Genomic DNA, 20,470 nt, shown 5'->3' with positions numbered 1-20,470 from the left:
TCGTTAAATAAATCAGTCCAAGATTAAATATAGACAATGTACTGCCTTAAAAATATACTGCACAATTAGAAAACACGGCAGTGTTCAATCGCCAGAATGTTCAGTAAGGTGGTGCTTAACAAACCAGAAGTTCACACAACATGCAAATGAAAAGGGAGGCAAATGATAATGAAGGTCAACAGGTTTAAAGTATTCTGGATGGTTTTGCTTGCCGCCACCATCGCCATAACAGCAGGCTGCGGCGGCTCTGCCAAGGAACAACCGGAGGCAGCGTTGGACCCTGAATCCCCTCCGGTTCTATCGGAACTGACGTATTGGGTGCAAATCGTTAGCCAAGTGTCCGCTACGATGAAGAGTTATAACGAAATCGAGGCTTATAAGGAACTGGAGAGGATAACCGGGGTGAACGTGGATTTTCAGCATCCTCCGCAGGGCCAGCAGGCTACGGAGCAGTTCAACCTCATGATGACCTCGGATAAGCTCCCGGACGTGATCGAGTATTCATGGGCCGGTTACCCGGGGGGACCGGAGAAGGCGATCAAGGACGGCAAAATCATCAAACTCAATGATTTGATCGACCAATACGCCCCGAACTTTAAAAAGGTGCTTGAGGAGCATCCGGAGTGGAAGAAGGAAATTACGACCGATGACGGCAGCATATATGTGTTCCCGTTCCTGCGCACCGACGACAAGCTTAAGGTATTTCTCGGACCGACGGTCCGGCAGGATTGGTTAGATAAGCTGGGGCTTTCGATGCCGACAACGATTGATGAATGGTACAACGTGTTGAAGGCTTTTAAGGAACAAGATCCGAATGGCAATGGCAAGGCGGATGAGATTCCCTTGTATCTGACGAAAGGAGATGTCGATACAACGACCGCTTTTCTCGGGGCATGGGGAATTAATGCCGGATTTTACCAAGAGGAAGGACAGGTTAAATACGGCCCGACGGACCCGAGGTTTAAGGAATTCCTGACGCTCATGAACCAGTGGTACAAAGAAGGCTTACTTGATCAGGACTTTGCGACGACCGATGAGAAAATGCTGGAGGCCAAGATTACGGGCGGGCAAATCGGATCAGCGATTCTATACACCGGCAGCGGGATTGGCAAGTATGGAACGCTGATGAAGGATAAAGATCCGAACTTCAGATTGGTGGCAGCCCCCTATCCTGTAATGAACCAAGGCGATAAGCAGATTTGGGGATATAAGGACTATGCATTTAACGGAATCGGGGCAGCCGTTACCACCAGCAACAAAAATCCGATTGAAACGGTTAAGTGGCTGGATTACGGCTATTCCGAGGAAGGCGCCCTGTTGTTTAATTTCGGAAAAGAGGGCGTCAGCTACGCGATGGAGGACGGCAAGCCGATATTTAAGCCCGAAGTATTGAAAGATCCTTCCGGACTGCCATTGATCCAATCCATGTCCAAGCATAACCGCGCAACCTTCAGCGGACCGTTCATGCTTGATATACGATTCGATCAACAATACACGACCGAGCCGGATCAGCTGGAGTCCAAGATCATCTGGGCAGAGCCGACCATGGAAAAGAAAATGCCGCGCACAACGCCGACCCAATCCGAGAGCAGCCGCTATGCTTCAATCATGACGGACATCAACACATACAAGGACGAGATGTATTTGAAGTTCGTCATGGGCGCCGAGCCTTTGGATCAGTTTGACAAGTATGTGAAAACCATTGAATCCATGGGTCTTGCCGAAGCTCTGGAAATACAGCAAAAAGCCTTGGAGCGTTACGGTAAACGGTAAACGGTTAAACGTCCTGAAGCGGCGGAAATCTGCAGTCTCCGCCGCTCTTGGCGCTGCAATATAAATTGATTTGGAGGGAGGGATTCGTTTGTCTGCAACCCAGGATAATCCCTTCGAGCATCGCAAAGGGAAATGGACAACGATTGCGAACGATTTGAGAAGGAATAAATTCGTTTATATACTGGCGCTTCCCGTCATTCTATACTATGCCATCTTCCACTACGGACCCATGTACGGTCTCTTGATGGCTTTCAAAGATTTCAGCATTGCCGATGGCATCTGGGGAAGCGAGTGGATCGGATTTGAGCATTTTCGCAATTTCTTTAACAGCTATTATTTCGAACGCCTTCTGCGCAATACGGTGCTGATCAATGTCTATGAGCTTATCTTCGCGTTTCCGGCACCGATTATTCTTGCCCTGCTGCTGAACGAAATCCGCAGCCGGCTTTTTAAGCGTACGGTTCAGACGATATCATATTTGCCGCATTTCGTATCCATCGTCGTGGTGACAGGGATCATGTTCGATTTTCTTGCAAGAGATGGCTTGGTGAATCAGATTCTGGGCTTTTTCGGCATCGAATCGATTCCGTTCATGAGCGAGGCCAGCTGGTTCCGTACGATATATGTCGGCTCCGGCATTTGGCAAGGCGTAGGCTGGGGTTCGATCATTTATCTTGCCGCCATCGCCACCATTGACCCGACCCTTTACGAAGCTGCCAAGATGGACGGGGCTGGCCGGTGGAAACAAATGCTGCACATCACGCTGCCTGGCATGCTGCCAACGATCATCATCATTTTTATTCTCAATATGGGCTCCATGCTTAGTGTTGGAAGTGAAAAAGTATTGCTGATGTACAGCCCGCTTACTTATGAAACGGCAGACGTGATCTCGACCTTTGTCTACCGTAGAGGGGTTCTGGAGACGGATTACGGTTTCACGACCGCCGTTGGATTATTTAATTCGGTCGTCAGCTTCATCCTGCTTGTACTCGCGAACTCGATCAGCAAGCGGGTCAGCGAACATAAACTGTGGTAGAGAGGAGGGCGTTCATGGCTAACAAACGATCCGCAGGAGAGTTAACCTTCGTCTGTTTGAACGCGTTGATCCTGACGGGCCTCTGCTTCGTCACCTTATATCCGTTCGTGTATGTTGCCTTCGCTTCGTTCAGCGATCCCGCTTCATTGGCCCAACACCGGGGGCTGCTGTTCGCTCCGCTTGACATTAACTTCGAAGCCTATAAGGCGGTGTTTAACAATCCGATGATTACGACGGGATATCGGAACACGCTGATCTACGTCGCGGCGGGTACAGCCATCAATCTGGTGGCCACGGCGATCGGTGCTTACGTACTGTCCCGCAGAAACCTGTACTTCAAAAATCTCTTGATGATGCTGATCGTCATCACCATGTTTTTCGGCGGCGGCCTGATTCCGACTTATCTGCTGATCAATAACCTGGGGATGCTGAACACGATCTGGGCGATGCTGATCCCCGGGATGATTGGCACGTTCAATATGATCATTATGCGGACCGCCTTTCAGTCCGTCCCGATTAGTCTTGAGGAGTCGGCGAAAATCGACGGTGCGAACGATCTGATCATTCTGTTCCGGATCATTATTCCGCTGTCCATGCCCGTTATCGCCGTCATGATTTTATGGTATGCCGTGGGGCACTGGAATTCATATTTCGGGGCGCTCATCTATCTAAGGGACCGGGAGCTATTCCCGCTCCAGCTCGTGCTACGGGAAATTCTCATAACCAATACAACGGACAGCATGATGACGGAAGCCTCGGGAGACCGGATGGCGATCGCGGACACCATTAAATATGCAACGATTATCGTATCCACATTGCCGATCCTGCTTCTGTATCCGTTTTTGCAAAAATATTTCGTCAAAGGCGTTTTGATCGGCGCCATTAAGGAATAGGAGGAGAACGATGGCTGACTCATTAGAGATCGTAACGGAAAGGAAGAACCGGATGCAGTGGTGGAAGGATGCCAAATTCGGCATGTTCATCCACTGGGGGGTATATTCGCTGCTCGGCAAAGGGGAGTGGGTCATGTATGCCAACAAAATACCGGTAAAGGAATATGAGAAACTTGCCGAGGAATTCAATCCGACACAGTTTGATGCCAAAGCTTGGGTGAATTGCGCCAAAAGGGCAGGCATGAAATATATCGTCATTACAGCCAAACATCACGATGGCTTCGCCATGTACCATTCACGGACGGACCCGTTCAATATCGTGGATGCTTCTCCATTCGGCCGGGATGCGTTGAAGGAATTATCCGAGGCCTGCAGGGAGGAAGGAATCCGCCTCTGCTTTTACTATTCGCATGTCATTGATTGGCACCATCCGCATGCGCTCCATGATACGTTTAACAATCTGTGGGACTACGAGCTGGAGAAGAAGGCGTTCTTCAGTTACTGGAACCATAAAGCGAAGGGACAAGTACGCGAGCTGCTGACGGAATACGGTCCGGTCGGCCTGCTCTGGTTCGACACATCCGGCGGATTGTCGAAGAAGGAGAGCGAAACGATGGTGAACATGATCCGAGATCTTCAGCCCGAATGCCTGATTAACAGCAGGGTAAGCCATTGGCCTGATTTCGGAGACTACCAATCCAAGGGTGATAACGAAATCCCGATGCATGGCGAGGAAACAAGGGAATGGGAGACGCCGATGACCCTAAATCAATCGTGGGGGTACAGCACGAAGGATCAAGTATGGAAATCGACGGATGCTTTGGTCCGAAAATTGGTGTACATCGTAAGCAAGGGAGGAAATCTGCTGCTCAATGTCGGCCCTACGGAAACAGGAATAATTCCGGAAAAATCCGCTCTACGCCTGGAGGAAGTTGGCGGTTGGCTGGCGCGAAATGGAGAGGCGGTCTACGGCACAAGCGCAAGCCCGTTCCCTTACGAGCTGGAATGGGGGGCGATCACGGTGAAAGGAAATACGCTCTTCCTCCATGTGTACAATCGCTATTGGCCAACGGAAGAACTGTTATTGAACGGGGTGAGAAATACGGTTAAAAAAGCTTATCTGCTCACAGACCCGAGTACAGGCAGTCTTCCCGTGCAACAGAGCTATCGGCCGGAAACGGACCATCACGCGATGCGGATCCGATTGCCGGAGCTTCCTCCGGAAGATCACGTATCAGTTATTGCATTGGAAGTCGAGGGCAGAATCGATGTAGATCGGAGTTTTATCCAACAGGCGGAAGGCGCCATTCATTTGGATCTTGTACTGTCGGACATAACGACAGGCAACGGGATGAACGAGGCCCGGTGGACCTTTAAGGCGTCGTCGTCCGGCATTTATGAAGTCAAACTCGTCAACTTTAAAAGATCCGATGCCGTTTGGGAAAAGGAATATGATCATGAAGTCACCGTACAGGCAGCAGAGCAGACGATTGCGTGTGTTCCTCAAGAGGATAAGGTCGTCAGCGACTCCATATCCTGCCAGCATCCGTATACCGAGGTTCAGTCATCGATCGGGCGAATCGTCATTGACAATCCAGGTACGTATGCATTGACCTTATCGACCAAGCTTGCGAAGCCGAAACCTTTCGGACCGGAAATTTGGCAGGCGGCTGCCGTGAAGCTTCGTTCGGTACGATTAGTTCAGGTGTTTTAATACCCCGTACCCAAAATTTAAGCATCCCTTTTAACGGGGGGTGGCGTCTCTCTTGGGGTGACCGAAATTATTAAAGGGTTTGCTAGTCCGTTTGGCGAAGGATTCAAGAAATAGGTTTTTCCATACATTTTCTTGGAGGAATGCGTCATGATCTCGATACCAGGCCTTCTTCCCGGCAAGCGAAAGAGCAGTCGGGGACGCGTCTTGAAAACCATGATCGTTTCGTATTTGCTCATCCTTTTATTGCCTATGACCGTAGGGCTTTTTCTATATGGACGGGTGGAAAACGTGATGGAAAACAATGCGGAGCGTTCAAATTCGGCGATGCTGGAGCAGCTGCGGCTTTCCATGGACAGCAAGCTTAAAGAAGTGGATATTTTGGCCAAGCAAATTATGTTTAACCCCAAACTGGCTTATTTGCTGAATTTTGATCGGCATGATCAAGGGGGGGCGTACCGCCAGGTAGAATTCGTCCGCGATTACTTAAATCGTTATCAATCTTTTGTAAGCGGATTCGTGAAGGACTACTATGTTCATCTGCAGGCCGGAGACGTCATTTTGAAGCCTGGATTGCGGACGGATGCAAGAACCTTTTACGACAAGTATTACCGGTTTGGGCATATGGACTTTGATACATGGAAGCGGACGTTGCTTGGCAGCTATCATAACAAGGCATTTCTGCCCTCCGATGTGCTGCTTCAGGACCCGAACCAAGGAAATGGCAACCCGGCGAATGTGATCACTTATGCGCAATCCCTTCCGCTTCATGAAGTGTCTAATATCCGCGGAATGCTGGTTATCATGATCGATGGGCAGCAGCTTCAAGAAATGTTCCGGCAAATCGAGTCCGCCAACGACAGCGAGATTTATATCCTCGATAAGGAACGGGGCGTGATCGCAAGTTCCTCGGACTCGGAGCTGTCCGTGCAGGTGACGGAAAGACTAGCCGGACCATCGGGATTGTTCAAGACAGCATTAAATGGCACGGACAGCATGATCACTTTTACGGAATCCAAGGAGGCCGGCTGGCAGTATGTATCCGTCATGCCGATGGACAGTGTCATGGAACGAGTAGCACAACTGAAGAGAATGGCGCTGACGGTGTTTGTCGTTTCGCTTGTCGCAGGAGCAGCCGTTGCTTGTTGGTTTGCATACCGACAATACAGTCCCGTCAAACGGGTGGTTGATGCCATTCTTCAAGGAAAGCCGATTCAGGATAAGCCGGCCGCGAACGAATATGATTTCATTTTGCAAACGATCGAAGGCTCGCTCGTTGAGCAGCGGCATCTGAGAGAGCGACTGTTCAGGCAAACGCCCGTCATCCGCGCTGATTTTCTGTCAAGGCTCATTCGGGGGTACATCGATCCGGATCATGCGGAGAATCAAGGAGGGCCGTCATTAGTGGGCATGGGCATCCACTTCAGGTCCGATATGTTTGCAGTCATCATCGTTCAGGCAGTGGATATTACAAGGCTGTCGCCGGAACCATCGGAGCAAGATTGGACGCAAATCCGCTTTATTGTCTCCAATATCGGCACGGACATTGCGAATTCGGGTCACCAGGGATTCGCCGTCGATATGGAACGCGACCGGGTAGCGTTCCTGGTCAATTTCCATCCGGTTGAGGAGGCGGATGCCGAGCTCTTCCTTCATGAGATTGCAGAGCGATTGCTCCGTATACTGGAGGACCGTTTCCACATTTCCGTGACGATTGCCGTCAGCAGCGTACACACAGGAAACGGAACCATCGGCAGCGCTTATCTCGAAGCCATGGCCGCTCTGGATTACCGCATGTTCAGCGGAAGAAATTCCATCATTCACTTCGGTCATGTACGGGACATTAAGCATCATTATTACTATCCGATCGAATTCGAGACGCAGCTTGTCAATCATGTCAGAGGCGGAGATACGGAAAACGTCGCTAAGCTGCTGGACAATATTTATACGATGAATTTTAATTCGGCGGGCATGACCCCTGAACTGGGCAGATGCCTGTTCTTCAATATCATAAGCACATTTCTGAAAATACTGAATTTGACGAACACGGATCATGAAAGCCTGCTGGGCCCGAACTTTGACCCTGTAAAGCATATATTCGGTTGTGCCACAAGCGATGAAATGCAGGCTGAGACCAAGCGGTTGTATGAAAAGCTGACCCGTCTCTTTCATACGGAGCACAGCGATCACAGCATCCAGCTGCAGCAGGATATGATGGCATTCATTGACCGGAATTTAACCGATTATAATTTAGGACTCGGTATGATCGCCGATCATTTCGGGATGACGCCGCAATATATTTCGAGTTTCTTTAAGAAGATGAATCGATGCAATATCACCGACTATATTACCCGAGCGAGAATTGAGAAAGCGAAGACATTGATGGAGCAATCGGAACTGACCAATGCGCAGCTGGCCCAACTGGTCGGCTATACCAATGATGTCGTGTTCATCCGGGCATTCAAGAAATTGGAGGGGGTCACCCCCGGCAAATATCGGGTGAGCGCAAGCGGACAATAACGTTGAACGCAGAGAGGAGTGGCCAATCAGAAATGGAAGCGATTCAGGAACCTTTAAAATACGGTGAGGTAACGACATGGACGCAGCAAAGGACCGAAGCCGCCATCGAATTCGTTCTTCATCGGATCGATCAGAATTTAGACACGTTCTCCAATTGTTTTCCGTCTCCTGCCAGCCGCGATAATATCTACGAGGCAATCGGCAATACGGAATGGACCTCGTCATTCTGGACCGGGATGCTGTGGCTTGCTTATGAGGTCACGGGGGATGCCAAGTACCGGTCGACTGCGGAGCTTCAGCTCCACAGCTACAAGGAGCGCGTGGAGCAGCGCATCGCCACGGAGACGCATGATCTGGGATTTTTGTATTCCTTGTCCTGCGTTGCCGCCTATAAGCTGACCGGGAATGAGGAAGCAAGACGGATTGCCTTGGCCGCAGCAGACCTGTTGATGGAGCGGTATTTCGAGAAAGCCGGGATCATTCAGGCTTGGGGCAAGCTGGACCAGCCTTCACAGCGCGGCAGAATGATCATCGACTGCTGCATGAATTTGCCTTTGCTCTATTGGGCGACAGAGGAAACCCGCGAACCGGAGTATCGGCGCGCCGCTATAAGCCATGCGCAGCAATCCTCCCGTTATTTGATCCGCGAGGATTCCTCAACGTATCACACGTATTATATGGATGTCGAGAGCGGAGAACCAAGGTTTGGGCAAACGTCCCAAGGATATGCGAATCATTCATGCTGGTCACGCGGTCAGGCTTGGGCCATTTACGGTATGCCGCTCAGTTACGCATATACGAAGGATGAATCGCTGCTGCATGATGCCGAGCGGGTCACGAATTACTTTTTGAATCGGCTGCCAGAGGATTATGTGTGCTATTGGGATTTGATATTCACCAAAGGGCAGGAAGAGAGGGACAGCTCGGCAGCCGCTATTTCGGTATGCGGAATGCTGGAACTGGCAAAGCACTTGCCGCTCTCGTATCCGCAGCGTCGTACGTACGAGAACGCGGCACTGCGTGTCCTTGAGTCTTTAAGCGATAGATATACTACGGTATCGCTCCCAGGATCCAACGGTATTCTGCAGCATGCGGTGTACGGAAAGCCGCTCGGCAACGGAATCGACGAATGCTGCATTTGGGGGGACTATTTCTATTTTGAAGCTTTGGTAAGGGTCTATAAAGATTGGGATATGTACTGGTAAATGAAGAGGACCCGTATTCAAAAGACAGAGTGAATGTATGCCGTACCCCTAACATCAGCGTGCCTGATGTTAGGGGTATTTTGTCTGTCTGCTATTTGATATGGTTGTGTTGACAAAATAAATTAACTCGTGTTAATTTATTTACATAAGTTAACTTTAAGGGGGCTGTCACAATGGATCCGGATATCCCATTAAGGGAGTTAAAAAAAGCCAAGAACAAAATCGCGCTGTATGAAGCGGCATTATCCTTGATGAGCGATCGGATGTTCAGCCAGGTTATGGTGGAGGACATCTGCAGGCGAGCCGAAATCTCAAAAGTCACTTTTTTTAAGTTCTATCAACGCAAAGAGGATCTCCTGATTTATTTTATGCGGGTATGGCTGACCGAGCGGGTTATCGAGATCGATACGGAAGGGAAAAAGGGATTTCAGGCTTTCCGGCATCTGTTGTCCCAAGTGGCTAATGAGCATCAAGTGAGGCCAGGCATGATGCCAAGCCTGATCTCCTTTCTCGCGGAGCAGAACATGCAGCCCTGCATGCCGGAGCTCAGCTCTGCGGAAGTATCGCTGCTCTTTCCCGGACACGAGGAAGCGGGAAGCAAGTCACCTAACATGTACGATTTGTTCCAGCAGTTCATGAAGGAAGAGGAGCAAGCCGGAAGGCTGAACAAAGCTTTTACCTTGGAGCAAGCTGTGCAGATTTGTTTCACCATTTTTTATGGCGCGTTTCTGACGGCGCAATTGTATAATTCAACCGAAATCAGTCGCTTTTACGAAACGCATCTTGGTCTGCTAGAAATAAAGGAAGTGGAGTGAACAGGTATGAGCAAAGTCATTCCAGGTCGATATACCGCACACATGGAAGGATCCTTCGTTGTATTCGTGATCGGGTTTCGGATTAACAAGTGGTGGGCGGTCCATAAGTGGCTGCCTGTCATGAATGCCATGTCCCCGATGCTTCAGGAGCTGTACCGGAACAAGGATCAGCTCGGTTTCATGGGCGGTACCTATCATTTTTCCGGCAAGGGGCTTACTCTTATTCAATATTGGAGGAGTTTCGAACACCTGGAGCATTATGCCCGTCACGGAGCCAATCACCTGAAGGCATGGCGGGATTTCAACCGCAAGATTGGAACGGGAGGGGACGTAGGGATATTCCACGAAACCTATTTGGTTCCGGAAGGACAATATGAATGTCTGTACAACAATATGCCGAGGTTCGGTTTGGCAAAAGCGGGGGCCCATGTCCCCGCGACGGGACGCAGGGAAACGGCAAGCCGGCGGCTTGGCCGCGAGGGAGAACCAGCAGTGCCGACTCCTCCAAATCCGTAGTTTCGGTCTATAGTCGGTTGATCTCCCTCTGTTGCCGCAGCTTAAGACAAGGATAATTACCATAGCTTAAGGGCGGTGTAAATGCTATGGAAGTCGTGATGCTTTAGACTTGTTTTTCTTCCGTACTCCAAAAAAGTGGTTGGTAATCCCCGTTCATTCTTCTATGTCGGGCGCAAACGCATTTGCCGCTTTCCCGCTGTACGGGCTCAATATATCAGGCTTACCATTTTGGAATCGAGATGGTGTCCGCGTCTGTCCGGCTTTGAAGTATGCCGTAGCTCGCAGGATTGATGGGAGAATTCTAGCATCTTCGCGGAATTCCGGTATGGAGCCATAATAAGGCGGCCACCGCAAAGGAGCGGTGGCTCCTTTTTTTTCGAAAACGCAAAATTCACCTTCCGTTTCATCCAGATTAGTGTAAGATGTACGTGAAAGTATCCCATTTCATTGTAGAGAGGTGTAACCTGCATGAGTCATTCCGTATCATTTGAGACCCGGCTGTTGAGCTCTTTGTCCAAAGTATTTGCCGATGAAGAACTATCCCAAGCCTCGTATGACAGAGGGTCGTCGTTTGGCAATGAGACGTACTCGTTTCAAGTTGCTTACCGTTCCAATCGCTTGTTGAAAAACATCCGGGTTCATCTGCAATCTGAGTTGATCGAGCAGATTACCGTCCGTTCTGTAGGCCTGGTTCCATCGGAGATGCCTACATATTATGATCATGACGAGTTTATCTTAAGAGCTACGCCCGGGCTGTATCCGGACCCGCTGCTGCCTCTGACATCAGAGCCTGTGATAACCGGATGCCCGAATCAGTGGAGAAGTCTATGGATTACGGTACAGCCTGAGGGTGAGATCAAGGGCGGTACATATGAAATCCGGGTCTGTTTTGAAGAAGAGTCAGGGGAGTCGCTTGGAGAAGAGGTGTTCACGCTCGAAGTGATTCCGGCAATCTTGCCGGACCAGACGCTGATTCATACGGAATGGTTCCATGCCGATTGCTTGGCGAACTACTACGAGGTGGAGATATTTAGTGAACGGCACTGGACGTTGATCGGTCAGTTTATGCGGACCGCCGCTCAGCATGGCATCAATATGATCCTGACGCCATTGTTTACGCCTCCGCTGGATACGGAAGTGGGCGGAGAACGGCCAACGGTGCAGCTGGTTGACGTTGTTGTAAACAAGGATGGAACATATGCATTTGGGTTTGATAAGCTGGACCGCTGGGCAGACCTGTGTGATTCTAATGGGATTCAGTATCTGGAATTCTCGCATCTTTTCACCCAGTGGGGAGCCGGGCATGCGCCGAAGATTATGGCTAACGTGAAGGGAAAGCCTGAGAAGCTGTTCGGATGGGAGACGGATGCAACCGGAGAAGAGTATCATGCCTTCATCAGACAATTCATACCGGCCCTCACCGGTTGGATTGAAAGCCGGGGACTTGAGCAGCGCTGTTATTTCCATGTATCCGATGAGCCATCCGAGTCCCATCTGGAGGCCTACGGTCATGCAAGCCGGTTGATGAACGAGCTGCTGCCGGATTACCCGATCATTGACGCGCTCTCCGATATTTCGTTCTATGAGCAGGGGCTTGTGAAGCGTCCGATTCCGGCCAGCAATCACATTGAGCCTTTTCTGGATCAACAGGTAACGCCACTGTGGACCTATTATTGCTGTTCCCAGTACAAGGAAGTGTCCAACCGTTTCTTCAATTTGCCTTCGGCAAGAAACCGGATTATCGGGATTCAGCTGTATAAGTTTAATATCGAGGGATTTCTCCATTGGGGATATAACTTTTGGAATTCTCAATACTCGAAACGCGCCATTGATCCGTTCAAGGTGACGGATGCGGATTGCGGTTTTCCTTCCGGGGATGCTTTTGTGGTATACCCTGGTGAAGAAGGACCGATTGAATCCATTAGGCTGAAGGTATTTCAGGAAGCGCTTCAGGATTTGAGAGCGCTTCAGCTGCTGGAGACGCAGATCGGCAGAGAGGCTGTGCTGCAGGCGCTGGAGGAAGGGCTCGAAGAGCCAATCACCTTTAAGACGTATCCGAGGGAGCAGGAATGGCTGCTGTCGAAGCGGCAGTGGATCAACGATAAGATCAAGGAAAGTTTGGTTGTGAAGTAAGCGGGCTGGTGAGTACAAACTAAATCTTGGCGGCATTGAACTCTGTATAAGAAGGTCTCGCATTCCCGTTATAGGAATGTGAGACCTTTATTTTATTTACATAATACGCGCTTGAAGAAACGAATGGTTTCTTTCCATGATTCTACGCTTGCTTGTGCAAGAGCCTGTTGGTTTCCCTGATCGGAGGACACCGCTCGCAGATAAGGTATACCAATGTAATGTCCTGCCCCATCATAGATCAGATGTTTGGATGCGTCTTTGCGGAAAGTTGTCTTTCGTTTGAAACCTTGCTCCGAGAGATAAGCGGAATTCCAGCTCTCATCAGCCAATCCCGATATCATGAGGAGCTCGCCGTTCATCCTTTCTAGAGGAATGGTAAGATTGCTGATTACAATTCTTGGAAGGTTCACCATCATAATCTCCTTTGCATTCGTGTCAAGATGGTATAGTTCTGTTAATGGACACTTAAATCCTGTTAAATCCAAAGAATTGGCCAAGGTTGTTTGATATAAAAAGTCGGCCTGTCACCGGGCAAACCACGCCCGAGGCGAAAGAGGCCTGCTGTGGTTCTAGTGGTACCGCCGAATTTATGCCATCATAAGAGCAAGGGGGTAAGAACGATGTATTTGGATTTCAAGTTGGCGGATGATCGTCCGGCGTACATTCAAGTTAAAGATTACATGAAGCGCTTGATGACGACCGGGGCGCTGCAAGCCGATCAGAAGCTCCCCTCCACGCGCGAGCTAAGCGCGCTGTTTCGGGTAGGCCGTAATACGGTCCTGAGTGCTTACTCGGATTTGGAGGATGAAGGTTATATCTACGCGGTTAAAGGGCAAGGGCACTTTGTTGTCCCTTCGATCAGCGGGGCATCCATGCAGCCCGAAGGCAAACGGCTGGACTGGGGTCCTCGTCTGAACGAATACGCCAGGCTTGCGGAAGAGAATGATCTGATGAAACACGGCATCCGCGCTGAGAAGGGCTCCATATCTTTTACAAGCATCGCTCCCGATGAGAAGCTGTTCGATCTGCAAAATGTCAAACGGGCATTCCTCGACCGGATGTCGCTTGAAGGTGATGTACTTCTAAACTACGGTTACGCCAAAGGCTATAAACCGCTTATTGATTACCTCCTCCGTTATATGGAGAACAAGGGCGTGAACATTCAGGGTAAGGATATGCTGATTACCAGCGGTTTTACGGAAGGATTAAGTCTGGTGCTATCCGCCTTGAACAAAGGGCATGGCCGCATTCTATGCGAGAATCCTACCCATCATACAGCTATTAAAAATTTTAAAATGCACGGGTACGCCATTACCGGCGTCGAGATGGAGCAAGACGGCATCAGCCTGACGGGGCTTGCACGCGAGCTGTCGGAGCGGACGTACGACATGGCGTACCTTGTGCCTTCCTATCATAATCCTACAGGAATCGTGATGTCTCACCAGAAGAGGCTGGAAGCGCTCCGGCTGCTGAATGAGTACGAAATTCCCGTTATCGAAGATGGTTTCAACGAAGAGCTCCGCTATTCGGGCTCGCACATCGCGCCTCTCGTTGCATGTGCAGGCGGAGAGAACAACAGCGTGATCTATTTGGGCAGCTTCTCCAAAATCCTATTTCCTGGCCTGCGAGTCGGTTGGGTGCTTGCCGACAAGACCTTGATTCATTATCTGGAGAGCGTGAAGCGCGCCCGCAGCATTCATACGTCGACCCTGGATCAATCCCTGCTCTTTCAATATTTGTACAACGGCAACTTCGAGAAATATTTAAAGAGGGCGAAGGCCGAGTACAAGCGGAAATATGAGCTGGCGATCCGCTGCTGCGAGGAGTGGATTCCGATGGAGCGGTTGTCCGGCGACGGCGGGCTTCACCTGTTTGTTGAATTCGGTCCCGACTTCCGGACCCGGGAACTGCTGGAAGCCTGCTCAGCCCAGGGCGTGGTGTTCACGCCGGGCGACATTTTCTATACCGATGGCGGCGGCCATCACACCATGCGTCTCGGATTCTCCCGCGTCTCCGACGAGAACATTGAGAAGGGAATCCGTATCATCGGCGAGGCGGCCAGAAAGCTGGTGTAGTAAAGCTACAACGGAGAAGGCGGAATGATTCTGTAGAAGCGGAGCGCTCTCCTTTGCCGTCGGATTTCAACAAAAGAATATTCAATCAGTGGAAATCTGAGGGCAACAGAGATCGGAAGAATAATCCGCATGCGTAGTGGTGATCAGCTTGCAAGGAAGTCGGTCTGAGAAAAAGAACTTTTGACTGCAACGGAGAAGGCGGAATTATTGTGTAGAAGCGCAGCGTTCTCCTTTGCCGTCGGATTTCAACCATGAATATTCAAATCAGTAGAAATCTGAGGGCAACAGAGATCGGAAGAATAATCCGCATGCGGAGTGATGATCAGCTTGCAAGGAAGTTGGTCTGAGAAAAAGAACTTTTGACTTCAACGGAGAAGGCGGAATGATTGTGTAGAAGCGCAGCGTTCTCCTTTGCCGTCGGATTTCAACAAATGAATATTCAATCAGTAGAAATCTGAGGGCAACAGAGATCGGAAGAATAATCCGCATGCGTAGTGATGATCAGCTTACAAGGAAGTTGGTCTGAGAAAAAGAACTTTTGACTTCAACGGTGAAGGCGGAGCATGCGGAGAGGTGTCACAAAACTTTTAGGAGGTCTACATCATGAAGGTTGGCGTCATCATGGGAGGCGTATCATCCGAGCGGGAAGTTTCAATAATGAGTGGCAAAGAGATGATCGCTCATCTGGATAAAAGCCGCTACGAGGTTTATCCGATCGAGATTAACAATAAACGCGAGCTGATCAGCAAAACGAAAGGCATCGATATTGCTTTGCTCGCCCTGCACGGGCAATACGGGGAAGACGGGACGGTGCAAGGCACACTCGACTCCCTGGGCATTCCGTATACAGGCAGCGGCGTTCTCTCCAGCAGCGTTTGCATGGATAAAGACCTGAGCAAGAAGCTACTGCGGTACGAGGGATTGATTACAGCCGATTGGATCATGGTCAGCAGTATGGAGGAGTTGGCCGCCGCTGACGTGGAGGGACTCGGATTTCCTGTCGTGGTGAAGCCGAATGCAGGCGGGTCCAGCGTGGGCACTCGGATCGTGCGTGATTCGGCAGCCCTTGCTTCTGCCGTCGAAGAGGCATTGCGGTGGGACCGCTCGGTGATGATCGAGCAACTGATCGAGGGAGAAGAGATTACATGCCCGGTCTTGAACGGCGAGATGCTCCCGATTGTGTCCATCAAGCCGAACTCCGAGTTTTTCGATTATACATCCAAATACGAAGAAGGCGAAGCGGATGAGCAAGTAATTGAGCTTCCTGCCGAACTTCAGCAGCGGGTGCGCGCAGCTGCGCTTCAATGCTATAAGGCGCTGAAGTGCAGTGTGTATGCCCGGATCGATATCATCCTGAAGGAAGAGACTCCTTATATTTTAGAGGTCAACACGCTTCCGGGTTTAACGAAGAACAGTTTGCTGCCAAGAAGCGCGGAAGCGGCGGGCTATTCGTTCAGCGGGCTTTTGGATGCCATCATTGAAACTTCATTATCGGAACGAAAAAGCGAAGGCAAGGAGTAGAGGCATATGAATACAACGAGCAGCTTTCTAACGTCAACGGTGCAAGTCATGCCGCCTTCCGGCATCCGGCAATTTTTTAATGCGGCGGAAGCGGATGATGATGTCATTTCTCTCGGCGTGGGGGAACCGGATTTTGTGACGCCATCGTGTGCGATCGAGGCCTGCAAACGAGCTCTGGAGCATGGCCGCACGATGTATACGCCGAATGAAGGGCTAATGGAGCTAAGGGAAGGGATTGCGGAATATCTGGATACCGGATTCCAGCTGCAATACGAACCGACGAGAGAGATACTGGTCACGGTTGGCGGCAGTGAAGCGATTGATCTTACGCTGCGGGCGCTCATTTCGCCGGGAGATGAAATTATTATTCCCGTGCCGGGATATGTCGCTTATGCCCCTCTTGTGCAATTGAACGGAGGAACTGTCGTTGAACTGGAGCTCTCAGCAGAGCATAACTTCAAATTGACTGCGGATGCGCTGCAGAAGGCGATTACCCCTCGGACGAAAGCGATCGTTGTTAACTTTCCAAGCAATCCGACAGGCGCCGTGATGACCTATGAGGATTGGCTGCCGATTGCGCACCTTGCGGTTACGCACAATTTGGTGGTGATTTCAGACGAGATGTATGCCGAGCTTACCTATGGCCGCACGCATACCAGTATTGCTTCGCTGCCTCGGATGCGGGAGCGCACCATCGTCATCGGTGGATTTTCCAAAGCCTTTGCCATGACGGGCTGGCGGGTCGGTTACCTCTGCGGCGATTCCCACTTGGTGAGCGCTATGGTCAAGATTCATCAGTATACTGCGCTCTGTGCACCCATCATGGGGCAGATTGCGGCTCTCGAATGTTTAAGGAATGGACTCGGGGATCGGGACGTAATGAAGCGGGCTTATGATGAACGCAGAAAGATGTTTGTGCAAGGTCTGACCGATATCGGCCTAAGCTGCCGCGATCCTCAGGGTGCTTTCTACGCGTTCCCCAGCATAACCGGAACGGGTCTGGGCTCGCAGCAGTTTGCGGAGCGATTGCTTCGGGAGGCAAAGGTCGCCGTTGTACCCGGTCATGTGTTTGGCGCCGGGGGCGAAGGCTTTATTCGCTGCTCGTATGCAACTTCGTCCGATCAATTGACCGAAGCACTCGACCGAATGGAGCGCTGGCTTCGAACGCATGCAAGTGCTGACCGTGGTCTGCCCACCTTACAGAATTCTTGAGAGTTTACGGTAATCGGTAGCGGTAATTCCCTCCAGTCTGCGGAAGATTCGGCTAAAATAATGAATGTCCGGGTATCCGACCCCTTCGCCAACCATCTCGATCGAGATGTCGGATTCCCGGAGAAGCCGGCGCGCTTCGCGATGACGAACGGTTTGCACGAATTCACTTGGCGGCATCCCGGCAAAGCGTTTAAACAATTTGGCGGTATGATCCGGGCTTAACATCAAATGCTCCGCAATCACTTTGTTGCTCCAGTCTTTGGCTGGAGTTTTTTCGATTTGAGACATCAGTTCAATCAGTTTGGCATCGTGCGGTGACGTTTCCGACAAGGCCTGGGAAGGATGCGTCCGAAGCAATTGAACGAGCACATCCAGCATCAGCCCTTTGCAGGCAAGCTCATAGCCGGCTGGACGCAGGGTGAATTCCTCCACGATTCGTTCCATCATCTGAACGCAAGGCAATGGGGGCGTGTAGATGACACGGGAAGAAAGTGGGGGAAAAGCCGAGGACACCGCTTCATGCGCGAACTTATCCGTATCCAGCACGGCTTCGTTCACGATCATATCCGCTTCGGTCTGTATGTCCAGCTCATCAAAGAAATCAAAATGAATCCCTAGAAACCGCGCGTCAGGATGGGAAACTACCTCATTCTGATGGTAAACACCTGACGGCAGAAAGATCAACTGACCCGCTTCGATGCGATAGCGGTTTCCGTACATCGTTGTAGCGGCTTCCCCTTGGTATACATAGAGCAGTTCAAAATCGTATAACCTGCGCTGCGGGAGTGATCCCATCGCCATGCGTTGAAACTGCGCATAGTGAATGCAGGGTGACCATTCCCTAAAAGGCGCTTCGCGTTTTATCGGAAAATTGAGATCCATATCGGCCATTGTAAACTCACTCCAAAATGTTATTAAGAGATGATAAATAGAACGGAATTGTCCAAATAATCACTTTTCTATCTAAATCATTTGGTGGAATATTTATTTATTATATAAGTATTATTACATCCGAATGGTTTATTTACAACTTGACGGAAAAAGTCAAATGATGTGTTTCAGAAAACGAGTGTTACAACATCAACCTATTGATTTTAGGAGGGATTCACGATGAAGAAAGGGATTAATATCTGGTCGTTCCCGGGAGATGCTTCCATCTCCGACTGCATCCGATTGGCAAAAGAGGCAGGGTTTGAAGGAATCGAATTGTCATTAAACCAAACAGGGGAGCTCGGACTTCAGGCTGGCGACAAGGAAGTACAGGCCATAGCGGCACAGCTGAAAGAAGCGGACCTGGAAATCGCGGGTTTGGCAACAGGTTTGTATTGGGAATACCCGATGACAAGTGATGACCCGGCTGTCCGTGAGAAGGCCATGGATATTTGCAAGAAGCAGCTGGAACTCGCGTCCGCTTTTGGAGTGGATGCCATACTTGTGATCCCAGGGGCGGTCGGGGTCGATTTCGTTCCCGGTTCAGCAGTCATTGACTACGAATATGCCTACGAGCGGGCTCAAGAATCCATTCGTAAGCTGGTTCCTTATGCGGAAAGCGCCGGCGTTGCCATCGCGCTCGAGAATGTATGGAATAAATTCCTGCTGTCACCGCTGGAATTGAGGAATTTCATCGACGAGATCGGTTCCGAATATGTCGGCTCCTATTTCGATGTAGGCAATGTTGTGCATAACGGTTATCCGGAGCACTGGATTCGGATTTTGGGTGAGCGGATCAAAAAAGTCCATTTCAAAGATTACCGCAGACAGGCAGGCGGATTGCACGGTTTTGTCGACCTGTTGGCAGGGGACGTTAATTATCCGGCCGTTGTTGAAGCGCTGCGCTTGATCGGCTATGACAACTATGTCACGGCAGAGATGATCCCGGCGTATACCCACTATTCGGAGCAGATCATATTTAATACATCCAATGCAATGGATGCGATTCTTGGACGTACGCCATCTTTGCGCAAGCCGGATGCACGCCAGCATCAAGGCCAATCATAATAAGGGATACGGAGGGAAAGAGAATGCTGAAAATCGGAATATTGGGATTTGGTTTCATGGGGCGCATGCATTTCGATAATTATGTTCGACTAGCCGAAGAGGGTGCGGACATCCAACTGGTGGCGATTTGCGATCTGCGTATTGATGAGCTTAAGGACAGCAAAGCCAACGGCAATATGGCGACCGAGCGGGATGTATACGACCTGGAGCCCTATCATCTTTATGACCATGTGGACAAAATGATGGAGAATGAAGAGCTGGATATAGTGGATGTATGCCTGCCGACATATTTGCATGCGGACATGTCCTGCATGCTGCTGGAGAAGGGCATTCACGTCATGTGCGAGAAACCTGTCGCAGGCAGCTCGGAAGAAGCCTGGCGCATGGTGAAAACAGCGGAGCGCACAGGAAAAACGCTCATGATCGGACAATGCCTGCGTTTCTGGCCAGCCTATGAATATTTGAAAGAATGTGTGGAGGACGGCCGTTATGGAAGCATCGTTGCAGGCGAATTCTTCCGGGGATCGGAGCCGCCTAAAGGCTGGTTCCTGGAAGGAGACAAGAGTGGTGGCTGCATTACGGACATGCATGTGCATGACGTGGATATGATCCACTATCTTATGGGCAAACCGGAGCGGGTATCGACATTCGCCAAAACGATTATTAAAGGAAGCTCGTACGATATCGTATCCACCCACTACAGTTTCCCGGATGGCAAAGTGATTAACGCGCATGCGGATTGGACACTGCACGGCGAACACGGTTTCTATATGGGATATCGGGTAAATCTGGAAGAGGCTACGCTGGTGTTTGAGAATAATGAACTGACGGTGTACCCTGAAAACGCTCCAGGCTTTACGGCTGAGCTGTCCGAGGATTCCGGCTATTACCGTGAACTCCGGTATTTCATTGAGCATGTTGCGCAAGGAAAGCCGGTAACGGTATGTACACCAGAAAGCGCTGCCGGATCGCTGGAAATTATTGAAGCCGAGATTCGTTCCGCGAGAGCGAACGGCGCTTTGGAGACGGTATCTGGGAAACAGGTAGTATCCTAATTTTACT

General features: G+C 50.3%; 16 protein-coding genes. 14 read left to right on the top strand and 2 right to left on the bottom strand.

Annotated features, from left to right (window positions below):
* Positions 1-168 precede the first annotated feature (168 nt).
* The 9 genes from ACOZB4_RS06105 to ACOZB4_RS06065 all read left to right on the top strand — a co-directional run bounded on the left by ACOZB4_RS06105 (position 169) and on the right by ACOZB4_RS06065 (position 12,602).
* Complete coding sequence (locus ACOZB4_RS06105; RefSeq protein ID WP_379406337.1) at positions 169-1,773, top strand: ABC transporter substrate-binding protein; 1,605 nt, start codon at positions 169-171, stop codon at positions 1,771-1,773.
* Positions 1,774-1,861: 88 nt separating this feature from the next.
* On the top strand, positions 1,862-2,809 hold the full coding sequence (locus tag ACOZB4_RS06100; protein WP_379406338.1) for an ABC transporter permease: 948 nt from the start codon (positions 1,862-1,864) through the stop codon (positions 2,807-2,809).
* 14 nt (positions 2,810-2,823) lie between these two features.
* A complete protein-coding gene (locus tag ACOZB4_RS06095; RefSeq protein ID WP_076324101.1) occupies positions 2,824-3,702 on the top strand; it encodes a carbohydrate ABC transporter permease in 879 nt (292 codons plus the stop codon).
* A 10-nt stretch (positions 3,703-3,712) separates the two neighbouring features.
* Entirely contained in the window at positions 3,713-5,416 is a 1,704-nt protein-coding gene (locus tag ACOZB4_RS06090) for an alpha-L-fucosidase (RefSeq protein ID WP_379406339.1), read from the top strand.
* A 147-nt stretch (positions 5,417-5,563) separates the two neighbouring features.
* Positions 5,564-7,933, top strand: a complete 2,370-nt coding sequence (locus tag ACOZB4_RS06085) for a helix-turn-helix domain-containing protein (RefSeq protein WP_379406340.1) — start codon at positions 5,564-5,566, stop codon at positions 7,931-7,933.
* 32 nt (positions 7,934-7,965) lie between these two features.
* Complete coding sequence (locus ACOZB4_RS06080) at positions 7,966-9,138, top strand: glycoside hydrolase family 88 protein (RefSeq protein WP_379406341.1); 1,173 nt, start codon at positions 7,966-7,968, stop codon at positions 9,136-9,138.
* Between the two features lie 173 nt (positions 9,139-9,311).
* The gene (locus tag ACOZB4_RS06075; RefSeq protein ID WP_379406342.1) at positions 9,312-9,953 is read left to right on the top strand and encodes a TetR/AcrR family transcriptional regulator; all 642 of its coding nucleotides are present in this window, start codon (positions 9,312-9,314) and stop codon (positions 9,951-9,953) included.
* Between the two features lie 6 nt (positions 9,954-9,959).
* Complete coding sequence (locus ACOZB4_RS06070) at positions 9,960-10,469, top strand: DUF4188 domain-containing protein (RefSeq protein WP_379406343.1); 510 nt, start codon at positions 9,960-9,962, stop codon at positions 10,467-10,469.
* A 468-nt stretch (positions 10,470-10,937) separates the two neighbouring features.
* Positions 10,938-12,602: a DUF4091 domain-containing protein gene (locus ACOZB4_RS06065; protein WP_379406344.1), complete on the top strand. Its 1,665-nt coding sequence runs from the start codon at positions 10,938-10,940 to the stop codon at positions 12,600-12,602.
* 92 nt (positions 12,603-12,694) lie between these two features.
* Here the strand turns inward: ACOZB4_RS06065 and ACOZB4_RS06060 are convergent, their stop codons facing one another.
* Positions 12,695-13,015 carry an acyl-CoA thioester hydrolase/BAAT C-terminal domain-containing protein gene (locus ACOZB4_RS06060; protein ID WP_422759504.1) on the bottom strand — a complete coding sequence of 107 codons (321 nt, stop codon included), beginning with the start codon at positions 13,013-13,015 and terminating at the stop codon, positions 12,695-12,697.
* Between the two features lie 207 nt (positions 13,016-13,222).
* On the opposite strand from ACOZB4_RS06060, the gene ACOZB4_RS06055 reads away from it, so the two are divergent.
* The 3 genes from ACOZB4_RS06055 to ACOZB4_RS06045 all read left to right on the top strand — a co-directional run bounded on the left by ACOZB4_RS06055 (position 13,223) and on the right by ACOZB4_RS06045 (position 17,410).
* The gene (locus tag ACOZB4_RS06055; protein WP_379406346.1) at positions 13,223-14,677 is read left to right on the top strand and encodes a PLP-dependent aminotransferase family protein; all 1,455 of its coding nucleotides are present in this window, start codon (positions 13,223-13,225) and stop codon (positions 14,675-14,677) included.
* Positions 14,678-15,280: 603 nt separating this feature from the next.
* The gene (locus ACOZB4_RS06050) at positions 15,281-16,198 is read left to right on the top strand and encodes a D-alanine--D-alanine ligase (RefSeq protein ID WP_379406347.1); all 918 of its coding nucleotides are present in this window, start codon (positions 15,281-15,283) and stop codon (positions 16,196-16,198) included.
* Positions 16,199-16,204: 6 nt separating this feature from the next.
* On the top strand, positions 16,205-17,410 hold the full coding sequence (locus ACOZB4_RS06045) for an aminotransferase class I/II-fold pyridoxal phosphate-dependent enzyme (protein WP_379406348.1): 1,206 nt from the start codon (positions 16,205-16,207) through the stop codon (positions 17,408-17,410).
* Here the strand turns inward: ACOZB4_RS06045 and ACOZB4_RS06040 are convergent.
* Positions 17,396-18,301, bottom strand: a complete 906-nt coding sequence (locus tag ACOZB4_RS06040; RefSeq protein WP_422759503.1) for an AraC family transcriptional regulator — start codon at positions 18,299-18,301, stop codon at positions 17,396-17,398. The two genes, ACOZB4_RS06045 and ACOZB4_RS06040, sit on opposite strands and share 15 nt — an antisense overlap.
* Before the next feature lie 219 nt (positions 18,302-18,520).
* On the opposite strand from ACOZB4_RS06040, the gene ACOZB4_RS06035 reads away from it, so the two are divergent.
* Complete coding sequence (locus ACOZB4_RS06035) at positions 18,521-19,408, top strand: sugar phosphate isomerase/epimerase family protein (protein WP_076325661.1); 888 nt, start codon at positions 18,521-18,523, stop codon at positions 19,406-19,408.
* 23 nt (positions 19,409-19,431) lie between these two features.
* Positions 19,432-20,463 (top strand): Gfo/Idh/MocA family protein, encoded by a 1,032-nt coding sequence (locus ACOZB4_RS06030; protein ID WP_379406350.1) that lies wholly within the window; start codon positions 19,432-19,434, stop codon positions 20,461-20,463.
* Positions 20,464-20,470 lie beyond the last annotated feature (7 nt).

Source organism: Paenibacillus sp. NPDC058898 (assembly GCF_049316025.1).
In the GTDB taxonomy this organism is placed as follows: Bacteria; Bacillota; Bacilli; order Paenibacillales; family Paenibacillaceae; genus Paenibacillus_AQ.
This window is presented reverse-complemented; position numbering and strand designations above follow the sequence as displayed.